The organism is Micromonospora sp. NPDC049240, assembly GCF_040647835.1.
GTDB lineage: Bacteria > Actinomycetota > Actinomycetes > Mycobacteriales > Micromonosporaceae > Micromonospora.
In genome coordinates this window covers 396,985-410,482 of record NZ_JBEZCX010000002.1, presented here as the reverse complement: position 1 = coordinate 410,482, position 13,498 = coordinate 396,985, and the positions used below count along the sequence as shown (strand labels likewise).

The following is a 13,498-nucleotide window of genomic DNA, read 5'->3' as shown; positions in this document are numbered from 1 at the left end:
TGAGGTGACGCGTGACCGAGGCGCACATCGACGGTGAGCTGCCCCCGCCGCTGCCGGAGGGCGGCCTGCGGATCATGCCGCTGGGCGGACTCGGCGCGATCGGCCGGAACATGACCGTCTTCGAGTACGACGGCAAGCTGCTGATCGTCGACTGCGGGGTGCTCTTCCCCGACGTCGAGCAGCCGGGCGTGGACCTGATCCTGCCCGACTTCGGCCCGATCCTGGACCGGCTGGCCGACGTGCAGGCGATCGTGCTCACCCACGGCCACGAGGACCACATCGGCGCGGTGCCGTACCTGCTCGCCCACAAGCCGGACATCCCGCTGGTCGGGTCCCAGTTCACGCTGGCGCTGGTCGAGGCGAAGCTGGCCGAGCGGCGGATCCAGCCGTACACGCTGACCGTGCGGGAGGGCGGCCGGGAGCGGTTGGGCCCGTTCGAGTGCGAGTTCTTCGCGGTGAACCACTCGATCCCGGACGCGCTGGCGGTGGCCATCCGCACCCCGGCCGGCCTGGTGCTGCACACCGGCGACTTCAAGATGGACCAGCTTCCGCTGGACGGGCGGATCACCGACCTGGCCGGCTTCGCCCGGCTCGGCGCCGAGGGCGTCGACCTGCTGCTCTCCGACTCGACAAACGCGGAGATCCCCGGCTTCGTCACGCCGGAGCGGGAGATCGGGCCGGTTCTCGACTCGATCTTCGCTAAGGCCAAGGGGCGGATCATCGTCGCCTCGTTCGCCTCGCACGTGCACCGGGTGCAGCAGGTCTTCGACTCGGCGGCCGAGCACGGCCGCAAGGTGGCGCTGATCGGCCGGTCCATGGTCCGCAACATGGGCATCGCCCGGGACCTGGGCCTGCTCAACATCCCGGCCGGTCTGGTGGTCAACATCGAGGAGGCCACCAACCTGCCGCCCGAGCAGATCGTGCTCATGTCCACCGGCTCGCAGGGCGAGCCGATGAGCGCGCTGGGCCGGATGGCCAGCGGCGACCACCGGCACATCACCATCGCGCCGGGCGACACCGTGGTGCTGGCCTCGTCGCTGGTGCCCGGCAACGAGACCTCGGTCTACCGGGTGATCAACCGGCTGGCCCGGGCCGGCGCCGTGGTGGTGCACAAGGACGTGGCGAAGGTGCACGTCTCCGGGCACGCCCCGGCCGGCGAACTGCTCTACCTGCTCAACGTGGTGCGGCCGAGCAACCTGATGCCGGTGCACGGCGAGTGGCGGCACCTGCGCGCGCACGCCCGGCTCGGCATCGAGTCAGGTGTCGCGCCGGACCGGGTGGTGCTCTGCGAGGACGGCGACGTGGTCGACCTGGTCGAGGGCCGGGCCAGCCTGGTCGGGCGCGTGAAGAGCCGGTACGTCTACGTCGACGGCCTCGCCGTGGGCGACGTCAGCGAGTCGTTGCTGACCGAGCGCCGGATCCTCGGCGACGGCGGCTTCATCGCCACCACCGTGGTGGTCGACTCGGTCACCGGCAAGGTGGTCGCCGGGCCGACCGTCTCGGCGAAGGGCTTCTCCGAGGACCCGGCCGCGTTCAACCCGGTGGTGCCGCTGGTCACCGAGGCGCTGAACCGGGCCGCCGCGGACGGCATCACCGACCCGCACCAGCTCCAGCAGATCGTCCGCCGGACGGTGGGCCGCTGGGTCAACGACGCGTACCGCCGTCGGCCGATGATCGTCCCGACCGTCGTCGAGGTCTGACCCGACGGTTCCACGCGCCGGTCCACCGTCCGCGGTGGGCCGGCGCGGTCGCGTTCCGGGTGCGCCCCGACACGCTGCGTCGAAACCGTGTGCCGGTCCTCAACCGATGGGCGTCCGGCTCCGTACCCCCGGTCGGTCGGCGTGCCCCCGCGCCGGCCGGGAGGAGCGTGGCGGATGGACCGCAGACGGATGACAGCCATCGGCGTACTGGTGGCGGCGGCCGGCCTGACGGCGGCGGTGACGCTGCCGTCGTTCGCCGGTGAGGAACCCCGGCGGGCGGCCCCGGCCGGCGACGGCATCGCCCCGGAGGTCCTGGACGCGCTGGGCCGCGACCTCTCGCTCACCCGCGACCAGGCGGTCCGCCGGCTGAAGACCGAACGCTGGGCGGCCGGCACGGTCAGCAGATTGCGCGCCGAACTCGGCGCCGGCTACGGCGGGAGCTGGCTCGGCGACGACGGCGTCACGCTCCACGTGGCGGTGACCGATGCGGCCGGGGCGGCGCGGGTCACCGCGGCCGGCGCGGTGCCGAAGCGGGTGCAGCGGGGCGTCGCCGAGTTGGACGCGGTGAAGACCCGGCTGGACGCGGCCGGCGCGGACGCCAGTCCGGACATCGCCGGCTGGTACGTCGACGTGGCCAGCAACTCCGTGGTGGTGGTCGCCCGGCCCGGCGCGGAGGCCGCCGGCCGCCGGTTCGCCGCCGCCGGCGGGACCGCCGGCCCGGTCCGGGTGCGGACCGCCGACGAGGCCCCGCGCCCGCTGTTCGACGTGCGGGGCGGCGACGCGTTCTTCATCAACAACGCCGGCCGCTGCTCGGTCGGCTTCTCCGTGGTCGGCGGCTTCGTCACCGCCGGGCACTGCGGCCGGCCGGGGGACCGCACCACCGGCAGCAACCGGGTCGCCCAGGGCACGTTCGCGGCCTCGTCGTTCCCCGGCGACGACTGGGCCGTGGTCGAGACCAACGGCGACTGGACGCCGCAGGGCGTGGTGAACGACTTCAACGGCGGCACGGTGCCGGTGAACGGCTCCACCGAGGCCCCGGTCGGCGCGTCGATCTGCCGGTCCGGCTCCACCACCGGCACCCGCTGCGGTGTGGTGCAGGCCAAGAACGCCACCGTCAACTATCCGGAGGGGACGGTCACCGGGCTGACCCGGACCGACGTCTGCGCCGAGCCGGGCGACTCCGGCGGCGCGTGGCTCTCCGGTGACCAGGCGCAGGGTGTCACCTCCGGTGGTTCCGGCGACTGCACCCGGGGCGGCGTGACGTTCTTCCAGCCGGTCAACGAGATCCTCCAGCGCAACAACCTGACGCTGGTCACCGCCGGCGGCCGGCCGGCGCCCGCGGAGCCACCGGCCGGTGGCGACCAGACCGCCCCGCCGGCCGCGACGCCGCCCGCCGAGCCGCCGGCCGGCGACACCGAGTGCACCGGCCAGGTGAGCCGCACCGGCCGGATCGCCGCCGGGCGCGCGCAGGTGCAGCCGGACGGCCGCTTCTTCCGGGTGGCCGGTGGCGCGCAGGAGGCCTGCGTCGTCGCGCCGGACGGCGCCCGGGTGGTGCTGGAGCTGCAACGCTTCACCGGCGGCGCGTTCCGCACCGTCGCCCGCGCGGCCACCGCCGACGGCGCGGCCACGCTGACCGCCGACACCCCGGCCGGCGCCTACCGCTACCGCGTGGTCGGGCTGTCCGGCGCCGGCGACTACACGGTGGCGTTCTCCGCCCGCTGACCGCCGCCCCCCCGAGACCGCGGCCCCCGATCCCCACCGCCCGGTGGTCGGGGGCCGCGCCGCGTCGGCGGCACGGTCCCTCCGGGCATCCCCACCGCCCGACGCCGCGCGGGCCGCGTGCGGCTCAGCCCAGGGCGGCGACCGCGTCGGCGTACGCGGTGCCGGTGCGGACGGCGGCGGCCACCAGCACGGCCAGTTGGGTCGGCGCGACGCCGCAGGACAGGTCCGTGGTGACACCGGCGGCCAACACCAGCGTCCCGTCGCCGGGCTCGTGCACGTAGGCGGCGGGCAGCAGGCGGTCGTGGTTCCAGGCGTTGCAGAACGCGTACGCCTCGGCGCGTCGGTCGGCCGGCAGCGTGCGTGCCGCCACCACCCGGGCGTGCAGCACCTCGCCGAGCACGCGGAACTGGATCGTGGCCTCGCCCCACCGGCCGACGAGCGTGCCGTCCGGCTCCGCCGTGACCGCCTCGCGGCGCGCCGCCAGCGCGGCGGCGAGCAGCGCGGCGTCCAGCGGGGCCGGCTCCTCCGGGCCGGGCGGGCCCGGGTCGGCCGGGTCGGCCTCCGGCTCCTCGTCGAACTCGCTCTCGGCCGCCAGCGACACCGGCCCGGCGAGCGGCCGTTCGGCCAGCCAGGAGGCGATCCGGCCGGACTGGTGCCCGGTGCCGTTGCGGGCGTCGAAGCTGCCGGCCAGCGCAGTGGCCAGCGCCTGGAGCTGTGCGCCGAGCGTGGCCACGTCCACCTCGGCCGCCGGCCGGGAGCCGTGCCCGGGACGGTGGATCCGCCGCCCGCCGAGACCGGCCTCCGCGGCCAGCCCGCAGAGCAGTGCGCCGGCCGCGGCGAACTCCATCGCGGACAGGTCGTCGGCCGGCCGGTCCAGCCGGGGCAACTGCTCGGTCAGCAGCTCCAGGCCGCGGTGCGGGTACCCGCCGAGCGCGCAGAACCGCAGGTGCGTGGCGAGCAGCGGGAACGCGGCCCGCTCCCGACGGTGCCGGCGGTACGCGCGGACGTGCGCCCGCGCCGCCCGCTCCACCGCGCCGGTACGCAGCCACGGCAGCAGCCCTGCCGTGAGTGACCGTTCGGGCTGGTCGGTGCAGTCCGGCGCGCCGTCCGCCGCGTCGCGTTCGCCGTCGTGCGGGCCGTGCCGGCCCAGTGCCGCCAGGGCCGCCTCCGGCTCACCCCAGCCGGTCAGCAGCTCGGCCCGCCGGGCCGGGGCGCAACCCGGGCAGCCGCCCACCGGGTCGGCCGCGTCCCCGGCCGTCCACCGCTGGTACGCGCGCCGGGCGGCCGGCTCGTCGCCGAGGTGGTCGGCGATCCGGCAGCGCAGCTCGGCGACCGGCGTGGCGTCCGGGCCCAGCTCGTCGGCGAGTTCGTCGGTGAGCGACCGGATCTGGTCCAGCCCGACCCGGGGGGTGCCGAGCGCCGCCTCCACCGCCTGCCGCTGGTGCCGGCGCAGCCGGACCAGCTCGTCGGGGTGGGCGTCGAGCAGCCCCGGATGCCGGGCCAGCGTGGCCCGCAGGCGGCGTACCGGCTCCACGGTCCGCCACCGCTCGCCCCGGTGCAGGTACGCCTCGACCAGCGCGAACCGCGCCGACAGGGCGGTACGCGGGTCGTCGGCGGCGTCGGCGCGGGCCGCGATCCGGTCCAGCTCGGCGCAGCGTTCCTCGTCGTCCGGCCGGTCCCGGGCGTCGGCGAGCGCGGCGGCCAGCGCCCGGTCGCGGGCCGTGGTCACCGGAGCGTCCCGCCGGGCAGGTCGGCGACGGCGGCGGCGAGTTGGCAGCCGGTGGTGACGCCGCAGTCGATCAGCCGGTCGAGCTGGTGCGGGGTGACGCCGCGCTCCAGGTCGGTGGTGACCTCGCCGCAGACCTGGGCGACGCCGTCGTCGTCGACGTGCACGTACGCCTTGGGCCAGAGCCGGTCGTGGTTCCACGTGTTGCAGAACGCGTGCAGCCCGGGGACCTGTTCGATGCCGAACCGGTGCGCGGCGACGGTGCGCACCTGGAGCAGCTCGCCGGCCGCGCCCCGGCGGTGGAACCAGATCAGGCTGCGTTCCCAGCGGCCGACGAGCGCGCCGTCGGATTCCTCGGCCACCGCGTACCCCCGGTGGGCCAGCACGGCGGCGATCAGCTCGCCGGTCAGTGGCCGCAGTGCCTGCGGGTGTCCGGTCAGGGGACCGTCCGGACAGTCCTCGATCTCCGGCGACGCCATCGGGCATCCCTTCTGAGGCGAATAACACAAACGACGGCCCGGCCCGCGCTGCGACACGCGCACCCGACCCGGAAAAGCGGCGTTCCGCCGGTTACCGCCGTTACCGTGACTCTATGGCGGGCCGTACCTCTCAGGCGAGCCGGCGGCGCGGCGCGTCGCCGCGCGGAACCACGAACAACCGTGCCCGTCAACCGGCGAAGAAGGCGGCGCGCAAGCCGGTCCGGCGGCGGCCGACCCGCGGGCCGAGCCCGGCCGCGTTCGTCGGCGGCGCGGTCAACGCACTGTGGATGGGGTTGGCGCACTCGGTCGGCTGGGCGTTCCGGGCCGCCGGCCGGCAGGCCGCGTCCACCCGGGAGCTGGACCCGGAGCACCGCCGCGACGGGGCCGGCCTGCTCCTGTTCGGGCTGGCCATCCTCGCCGCGGTGGGCATCTGGGGCGGCGGCGCGGGTCCGGTCGGCCGGCATCTGGCCGACACGGTGCGCCTCTTCTTCGGCGCGATCTCCATCGTGCTGCCGGTGCTGTTGATGATCGGCGCGTGGCGGTTGATGCGTACGCCGGTGGACCCGGAGCATCGCGGTCGCGGCCTGGTCGGCTGGGGTTCGATGCTGCTGGCCACCGCCGCGATGCTGCACATCGGGCAGAACCCGGTCGACGAGGTGCAGCGCGACTACGCCGGCGGCCTGATCGGCGCCGGCCTGGGTGACCTGCTGAAGTCGGCGGTGACCGCCTGGGTGGCCATGCCGTTGCTGTTCCTGCTGCTGGTGTTCGGCCTGCTGGTGGTGACCGCGACGCCGATCAACCGGATTCCGGAGCGACTCGGGCTGCGCGCCGGCCTGATCCCGTCCGACGACGTCGAGGTGGAGGAACCGGTCGAGGTCGCCGCGCCGCCGAAGCCGGCGCGCAAGCGGCCGGCGAAGCGGCTCCCGCCGCCGCTGGACCCACCTGACCCGGACGACGAGCTGGCCGGCGTGGACCTCCAGGAAACCATCGTGCTGCCGCGCAAGATGCCCAAGGTGCCGGCGAACCGCAAGCCGGCCGAGCCGCCGGAGCACTCGCCGCTGCCCACCCGCGCCGAGCAGCTCGCGCTCACCGGGCTGGCCGGCGACTACACGCTGCCGCCGGCCAACATGCTCGGCGCCGGCGCCGCGCCGAAGACCCGGAGCAAGGCCAACGACGAGGTGATCGCGGCGCTGACCGGCGTGTTCGACCAGTTCGGGGTGGACGCCGAGGTCACCGGCTTCACCCGGGGCCCGACCGTGACCCGCTACGAGGTCGAGCTGGGGCCGGGCGTCAAGGTCGAGCGGATCACCCAGCTCTCCCGCAACATCGCGTACGCGGTGAAGTCGCCGGACGTGCGGATCCTCAGCCCGATCCCGGGCAAGAGCGCGGTCGGCGTGGAGATCCCGAACACCGACCCGGAGAACGTGTCGCTCGGCGACGTGCTGCGGTCGCGCAACGCGACAAGCGACCACCACCCGATGGTGGTGGCGCTCGGCAAGGACATCGAGGGCGGCTACGTGGTGGCCAACCTGGCGAAGATGCCGCACATCCTGATCGCGGGCGCCACCGGCGCCGGCAAGTCGTCCTGCCTGAACTCGCTGCTGGTGTCCATTCTGACCCGGGCCACGCCGGACGAGGTGCGGCTGCTGCTGATCGACCCGAAGCGCGTCGAGATGACCGGCTACGAGGGCATCCCGCACCTGGTCACGCCGATCGTCACCAACCCGAAGAAGGCGGCCGACTCGCTGGAGTGGGTCGTCCGCGAGATGGACATGCGCTACGACGACCTCGCCGCCAACGGGGTCCGGCACATCGACGACTTCAACCGCAAGGTGCGCAACGGCGAGATCAAGGCCCCGCCCGGCAGCGAGCGGGAGATGCGCCCCTACCCGTACCTGCTGGTGATCGTGGACGAGCTGGCCGACCTGATGATGGTCGCGCCGCGCGACGTGGAGGACTCGGTCGTCCGGATCACCCAGCTCGCCCGCGCCGCCGGCATCCACCTGGTGCTGGCCACCCAGCGCCCCTCGGTGGACGTGGTCACCGGTCTGATCAAGGCGAACGTGCCGTCCCGGTTGGCGTTCGCCACCTCGTCGCTCGCCGACTCCCGGGTCATCCTCGACCAACCCGGCGCGGAGAAGCTGCTCGGCCGCGGTGACGGCCTGTTCCTGCCGATGGGCGCGTCGAAGCCGGTGCGCATCCAGGGCGCCTGGGTGACCGAGCGCGAGATCGCCGACGTGGTCAAGTTCTGCAAGGACCAGCGCGAGCCGGAGTTCCGCAAGGACGTGCTCGCCCCGGCGCAGGACAGCAAGAAGAAGATCGACGAGGACATCGGCGACGACCTGGACCTGCTGGTGCAGGCCGTGGAGCTGGTGGTCACCTCGCAGTTCGGCTCGACCTCGATGCTCCAGCGCAAGCTGCGGGTCGGCTTCGCCAAGGCGGGCCGGCTGATGGACCTGATGGAGACCCGGGGCGTGGTCGGCCCGTCCGAGGGCTCCAAGGCGCGCGACGTGCTGGTCAAGCCGGACGAGCTGGAGGAGGTCCTGGTCGGCCTGCGGGGCGGCGAGGAGTAGACCCGGTCACGACGAGGGCCCGCCGGAGAACGGCGGGCCCTCGTCGTGCGGGTGGTGCGATCAGGCGTTCAGGAGCGCGGCGGCGATGATGAAGCCGAGGACGGCGCCGGCGACGCTCGCGGCGGCGGCGTACCAGCCGAGGGGCTTGTCGCCGAGCACGGCGCCCACGATGCCGAGGATGACGCCGAGGACCCCGAAGATCAGCGGGGACAGGAAGAGCGCGAGCGCCGCGAAGACGAACGCGATGATGGTGCAGATCCGGGCGGCGTTGCTGCGCGGACGGGCGGTGGCGTGGACGTCGGCCATGGGGTCCTCCGTGAGTGATCTTCTCGATGAGCTGGGGATCACCTACCCCGGCGCGGCGGCTGTCCAAACCGGATGACGCATCGGTCAGTGGAACACCTTGAGGCCGACCACGCCCGCGACCACCAGCAGCAGGCAGGCGATCCGGGGCAGGTTGGCCGGCTCGCCGAGCGCGACCATGCCGACCAGCGCGGTGCCCACCGCACCGATGCCGACCCACACCGCGTAGCCGGTGCCGACCGGGATGTCGCGCAGCGCGTACGCCAGGCCGGCCATGCTGCCGACGAGCGTGACGGCGAAGACGGCGGAGGGGACGGGGCGGGTGAAGCCGGCGCTGCGGTCCAGGGCGATCGCCCACGCGGTCTCCAGCAGTCCGGAGAGCACCAGCACGATCCAGGCCATGACGGATCACCTCTGACGGGCGGGCCCGGCGATCGGCCGGGCGGCGGTCGGTTCACGCGGGGCGTCGTGCCTGACCGGGTACGCCCACCACTCGTCCGGGGCGGCCCGGGGACCGCCACGGCCGACGCTAGCACCGGCGGGTCGGGTCGGGCGGCGTGGTGACGAAGCCCACCATCACTGGAGTTGACGTCAACTTCAGGTTGCACGATGGGTCCATGACGGTGCTCTTCTCCGACGAGGACGTGGCGGCGGTCGTGGACGCCCCGCTCACCGTCGCCGCCATGCGGCACGCGTTGCTGGCCTCGTACGCCGGGCGGCTGATCGCCCCGCCCCGGGCGTCCGCGTCGCTCGGTGGCGGCCGGATGGTCCTCACCGCCGGCCACCTGACCGGCGAGTGGTACGGCTTCCGCTCGTACGACACGTTCGGGCACCCGGAGAGCGGGCAACTCGTCGTGCTGCACGACGCGCGTACCGGCGCGGTCCGGGCCATCGCGGTCGGCGACGAGCTGGGCTCGCGGCGCACCGGGGGACTGGGCGGCGTGGCGGTGGACGCGCTGGCCCGACCGGACGCCGCCACGCTCGGCGTGGTGGGTTCCGGACGCCAGGCGTGGACCCAGGTCTGGGCCGTCGCGGCGGTCCGGCCGCTGCGCGAGGTGACCGTGCACAGCCGCTCGGCCGCCCGGCGGGAGGCGTTCGCCGCCCGGGTCCGCGCCGAGCTGGGCGTGCCAGCCCGGGCCGTCGGCTCCGCCGCCGCGGCGGTACGTGACCGCGATCTCGTGGTGCTCGCCACCACAAGCACCACCCCGGTGCTGGCCGCCGCCGACCTGGCCCCCGGCACGCACGTCAACACCGTCGGCTTCAAGCAGGTCGACCGGCACGAGTTCGGCACCGACCTGCTCGACGCCGCCGACCTGCTGGTCACCGACTCGCCGGGGCAGGCCGCCGCGTACGCCCCGCCGATGCTCGCCGCCGTCGAGCCGTACGCCGGGCGGCTGGGTGACCTTGGCGCGGTGCTGGCCGGCGCGGTCCCCGGCCGGACCCGCGCGGAGCAGATCTCGGTCTTCTGCTCCACCGGCCTGGCCGGCACCGAGGTCTTCCTGCTGGACCGTCTGGCCCGCACCCTCGCGCCCGCGCGCCCGGCGCGGTGAGACGGGAACCCTTCTCTACCGCAGGCGTCAAGAAGGGGCCCTTCCTTGCACCTGTACCCTCGGATGGTGTCTGATTCTTTGTCTGGGCGGCGGGTTGCGCTGCTGACGCTGGGGTGCGCGCGCAACGAGGTCGACTCGGAGGAGTTGGCCGCCCGGCTGCACGCCGACGGCTGGCAGGTGACCACCGACGGCGAGGGCGCCGACGTGGTGGTGGTGAACACCTGCGGCTTCGTGGAGAAGGCGAAGCAGGACTCGATCCAGACGCTGCTGGCCGCCGCCGACACCGGCGCCAAGGTGGTCGCCGCCGGCTGCATGGCCGAGCGGTACGGCCGTGAGCTGGCCGACAGTCTCCCCGAGGCGCAGGCGGTGCTCAGCTTCGACGACTACCCGGACATCGCCGCCCGGCTCGACGCGGTGGTGGCCGGCGAGGCGATCTCCGCGCACACCCCGCGCGACCGGCGCGAGTTGCTGCCGCTGACGCCGGTGAAGCGCCGCGAGGCGGCGGTCTCGCTGCCCGGCCACGGCACGCCGACCCGGGTCGCGCCGGAGACCGACGCGCACACCCCGGCGCACCTGCGGCAGGTGCTGCGGCACCGGCTCGACACCGGCCCGGTGGCCTCGCTGAAGCTGGCCAGTGGCTGCGACCGGCGGTGCGCGTTCTGCGCCATTCCGGCGTTCCGTGGGGCGTTCGTCTCGCGTACCCCGGACGAGCTGCTCGCCGAGGCGGAGTGGCTGGCCAAGACCGGCGTGCGGGAGCTGGTGCTGGTCAGCGAGAACTCCACCTCCTACGGCAAGGACCTGGGCGACCCGCGGGCGCTGGAGAAGCTGCTGCCGCAGCTCGCCGCCATCGACGGGATCGTGCGGGTGCGGGCGAGTTACCTCCAGCCGGCCGAGACCCGGCCCGGCCTGGTCGAGGTGATCGCCACCACGCCGGGCGTGGCCGCGTACTTCGACCTGTCGTTCCAGCACTCCAGCGAGCCGGTGCTGCGCCGGATGCGCCGGTTCGGCTCCACCGACCGGTTCCTGGAGCTGCTCGCCTCCGCCCGCGCGCTGGCGCCGGAGGCGGGCGCGCGGAGCAACTTCATCGTCGGCTTCCCGGGCGAGACGAAGCAGGACGTGGCCGAGCTGGTCCGGTTCCTGACCGAGGCGCGGCTGGACGCGATCGGCATGTTCGACTACAGCGACGAGGACGGCACCGAGGCCGCCGGGCTGCCCGGCAAGGTCTCCGCCGCCACGGTCAAGCGGCGCTACGACAAGCTCAGCGCGCTCGCCGACGAACTGTGCTCGCAACGGGCCGAGGAGCGGCTCGGCTCGACGGTGGAGGTGCTTGTCGACTCGGTCGCCGACGGCGTGGTCGAGGGCCGGGCCGCCCACCAGGCGCCCGAGGTCGACGGGTCGACCACGCTCGTCGCGCCGGACGGCGGCGGGGTGGACCTGGTCGCGCTGCGCCCGGGTGACCTGGTCCGGGCCCGGGTGACCGCGACCGAGGGGGTCGACCTGATCGCCGTACCGGATGAGATGATCTCGGCGGCGCCCGGCGCGGCACGGTGACGGCGGGCCCGGACGGAGCGGGGAAGCCACGTGGGGCGATGCCGGACATGACCGGGGCGGAGTCGACGGTGTCCGCGCCCGTGCCGCTGCTCAACGCGGCCAACCTGCTGACCGCGGCGCGGCTGGTGCTGGTGCCGGTCTTCGCGGTCACCGTCGTCGCGTCCGGGATGAGTCACGCCGGCTGGCGGATCGCGGCCTGCCTGATCTTCGTGGTGGCCTCGGCCACGGACCTGGTCGACGGCTGGATCGCCAGGCGGTTCGAGCTGGTCACCTCGCTGGGCAAGGTCGCCGACCCGATCGCCGACAAGGCGCTCACCGGCGCCGCGTTGGTGCTGCTCTCCGTCTACGACCGGCTGCCCTGGTGGGTGACCGTGGTGATCCTGGTCCGGGAGCTGGGCATCACCGCGTTGCGCTTCTGGGTGATCCGGCACGGGGTGATCGCGGCCAGCCGGGGCGGCAAGATCAAGACCGCGTTGCAGATCCTGGCCATCACCTGGTACCTCTGGCCGATGCCGGCGGCGCTGGCCCCGGTCGGCCCCTGGATCATGGGCACCGCCGTGGCGGTCACGGTCGCCACCGGCTTCGACTACGTCGCCCAGGCGCTGCGGCTGCGACGTCCCACGCGTTGATCCGGGCAGCCGGCGGGTAAGCCGGCGCGGCGCGGGAAGAAGGGGCGGTCATGGGAGACACCGACGCGAGACACCAGCGGCCCGCCGGCAGTCCGGCGGCCTCCGCGGTGCACCGCCTGCACGAGTGCGGCCAGACGCTGGCCACGGTCGAGTCGCTCACCGGCGGGCTGCTCGCCGCCGCCATCGTGGAGATCGCCGGCGTCAGCGCGATCTACCGGGGCGGGCTGGTGGTCTACGCCACCGAGCTGAAGGCGGTGCTGGCCGGTGTGCCGGAGGACCTGCTGGCGGCGCGCGGGCCGGTCGACCCGGACGTGGCCGTCGCGCTCGCCGAGGGCGGGCGGCGGCGCTGCGGCGCGGACTGGGGACTGGCCACCACCGGCGTGGCCGGGCCGGAGCCGCAGGACGACAAGCCGGTCGGCCTGGTCTACGTGGCGGTCGCCGGCCCCACCGGCAGCGACGTGCGCCGGCTCGACCTCGACGGCGGCCGGGACCACATCCGCTCGGCCGCGGTGATCGAGGCGCTGCGCCTGCTCGCCGAGCGCATCCCGGGCGCCGACGACGCCGGGGTCGCCGACCCGGCGGGCGTCGGCCGGCGGTGAGCCGTCCGACCGCCGACGCGCCCGGCCGCGGGGTCGCCGGCGCGGCGTTCCGCACAGGATTGGAGAGGCGGGGTGGGATGTCGTCGTGGCGGTCAACGGGTACGGTTGCGGGAAGGCTCCGGCGGGCGACGCCGGCGCCGGGGCGGCCCGCCGTCCCCGGCGCGGCGCGGACCGGCCGGACAGGTGTCCCGTCAGGGGAGGTGCGATGGTCCTGCTACGCCGGGTGATCGGTGACGCACTGCGGGCGCGCCGGCAGGGGCAGCACCGCACCCTCCGCGAGGTCTCGTCCGCGGCCAACGTCAGCCTCGGTTACCTCTCCGAGATCGAACGCGGCCAGAAGGAGCCCTCCAGCGAGCTGCTCGCCGCGATCTGCGACGCGCTCGGCGCCCGCCTGTCCGAGCTGCTGCGCGAGGTGAGCGACACGGTCGCGTTGGCCGAGCAGATGCCCGGCGTGCTGGTGCCGGTGACCGACGAGCCGACGCCGGTGGCCCCGTCCGCCGTGCGCAAGGCCACCAACCGGGGTGTCCGGCAGGTCACCACCGACGGCGCGGTGGCCGTCCAGGTCCGGCAGGATTCGCCGCTCAAGGCGACGCTGCGCAGCACCCGCGTGCGCCCCGCCGAGCGGGACGTGGTCTGCGCCGCCTGACCGACCGGTCCGCGCGATGG

At 74.7% G+C, this 13,498-nt stretch carries 12 protein-coding genes; 8 read left to right on the top strand and 4 right to left on the bottom strand.

The genetic code is table 11. From position 1 onward, the window contains the following. Positions 1 to 11: 11 nt before the first annotated feature. The gene (locus AB0B02_RS05140; protein WP_281935505.1) at positions 12 to 1,700 is read left to right on the top strand and encodes a ribonuclease J; all 1,689 of its coding nucleotides are present in this window, start codon (positions 12 to 14) and stop codon (positions 1,698 to 1,700) included. Between the two features lie 174 nt (positions 1,701 to 1,874). Continuing rightward, entirely contained in the window at positions 1,875 to 3,422 is a 1,548-nt protein-coding gene (locus tag AB0B02_RS05135) for a S1 family peptidase (protein WP_357296901.1), read from the top strand. Positions 3,423 to 3,546: 124 nt separating this feature from the next. Here the strand turns inward: AB0B02_RS05135 and AB0B02_RS05130 are convergent, their stop codons facing one another. Next, positions 3,547 to 5,151 carry a YbjN domain-containing protein gene (locus tag AB0B02_RS05130; RefSeq protein WP_357296899.1) on the bottom strand — a complete coding sequence of 535 codons (1,605 nt, stop codon included), beginning with the start codon at positions 5,149 to 5,151 and terminating at the stop codon, positions 3,547 to 3,549. Beyond that, entirely contained in the window at positions 5,148 to 5,627 is a 480-nt protein-coding gene (locus AB0B02_RS05125) for a YbjN domain-containing protein (RefSeq protein WP_357296898.1), read from the bottom strand. The genes AB0B02_RS05130 and AB0B02_RS05125 overlap by 4 nt, the downstream gene beginning before the upstream one ends. Before the next feature lie 113 nt (positions 5,628 to 5,740). Here AB0B02_RS05125 and AB0B02_RS05120 point away from each other — a divergent pair, with 113 nt between their 5' ends. Then, positions 5,741 to 8,200: a DNA translocase FtsK gene (locus AB0B02_RS05120; protein WP_281935493.1), complete on the top strand. Its 2,460-nt coding sequence runs from the start codon at positions 5,741 to 5,743 to the stop codon at positions 8,198 to 8,200. A gap of 60 nt (positions 8,201 to 8,260) precedes the next feature. On the opposite strand, the gene AB0B02_RS05115 is transcribed toward AB0B02_RS05120, so the two are convergent. Both AB0B02_RS05115 and AB0B02_RS05110 read right to left on the bottom strand, forming a co-directional pair. Beyond that, the gene (locus AB0B02_RS05115; protein ID WP_107156049.1) at positions 8,261 to 8,506 is read right to left on the bottom strand and encodes a hypothetical protein; all 246 of its coding nucleotides are present in this window, start codon (positions 8,504 to 8,506) and stop codon (positions 8,261 to 8,263) included. 84 nt (positions 8,507 to 8,590) lie between these two features. Continuing rightward, entirely contained in the window at positions 8,591 to 8,905 is a 315-nt protein-coding gene (locus tag AB0B02_RS05110; RefSeq protein ID WP_107156050.1) for a multidrug efflux SMR transporter, read from the bottom strand. Positions 8,906 to 9,120: 215 nt separating this feature from the next. On the opposite strand from AB0B02_RS05110, the gene AB0B02_RS05105 reads away from it, so the two are divergent. The 5 genes from AB0B02_RS05105 to AB0B02_RS05085 all read left to right on the top strand — a co-directional run bounded on the left by AB0B02_RS05105 (position 9,121) and on the right by AB0B02_RS05085 (position 13,478). Continuing rightward, a complete protein-coding gene (locus tag AB0B02_RS05105; protein WP_357296894.1) occupies positions 9,121 to 10,053 on the top strand; it encodes an ornithine cyclodeaminase family protein in 933 nt (310 codons plus the stop codon). 63 nt (positions 10,054 to 10,116) lie between these two features. Next, positions 10,117 to 11,604, top strand: coding sequence for a 30S ribosomal protein S12 methylthiotransferase RimO (gene rimO, locus AB0B02_RS05100; RefSeq protein ID WP_281935487.1), 1,488 nt, complete (start codon positions 10,117 to 10,119; stop codon positions 11,602 to 11,604). A 47-nt stretch (positions 11,605 to 11,651) separates the two neighbouring features. Continuing rightward, complete coding sequence (gene pgsA, locus AB0B02_RS05095) at positions 11,652 to 12,233, top strand: CDP-diacylglycerol--glycerol-3-phosphate 3-phosphatidyltransferase (RefSeq protein ID WP_357296959.1); 582 nt, start codon at positions 11,652 to 11,654, stop codon at positions 12,231 to 12,233. 50 nt (positions 12,234 to 12,283) lie between these two features. Beyond that, positions 12,284 to 12,832 (top strand): CinA family protein, encoded by a 549-nt coding sequence (locus tag AB0B02_RS05090; RefSeq protein ID WP_357296893.1) that lies wholly within the window; start codon positions 12,284 to 12,286, stop codon positions 12,830 to 12,832. Positions 12,833 to 13,037: 205 nt separating this feature from the next. Beyond that, positions 13,038 to 13,478 (top strand): helix-turn-helix transcriptional regulator, encoded by a 441-nt coding sequence (locus AB0B02_RS05085; RefSeq protein WP_281935483.1) that lies wholly within the window; start codon positions 13,038 to 13,040, stop codon positions 13,476 to 13,478. The last annotated feature ends 20 nt before the right edge of the window (positions 13,479 to 13,498 follow it).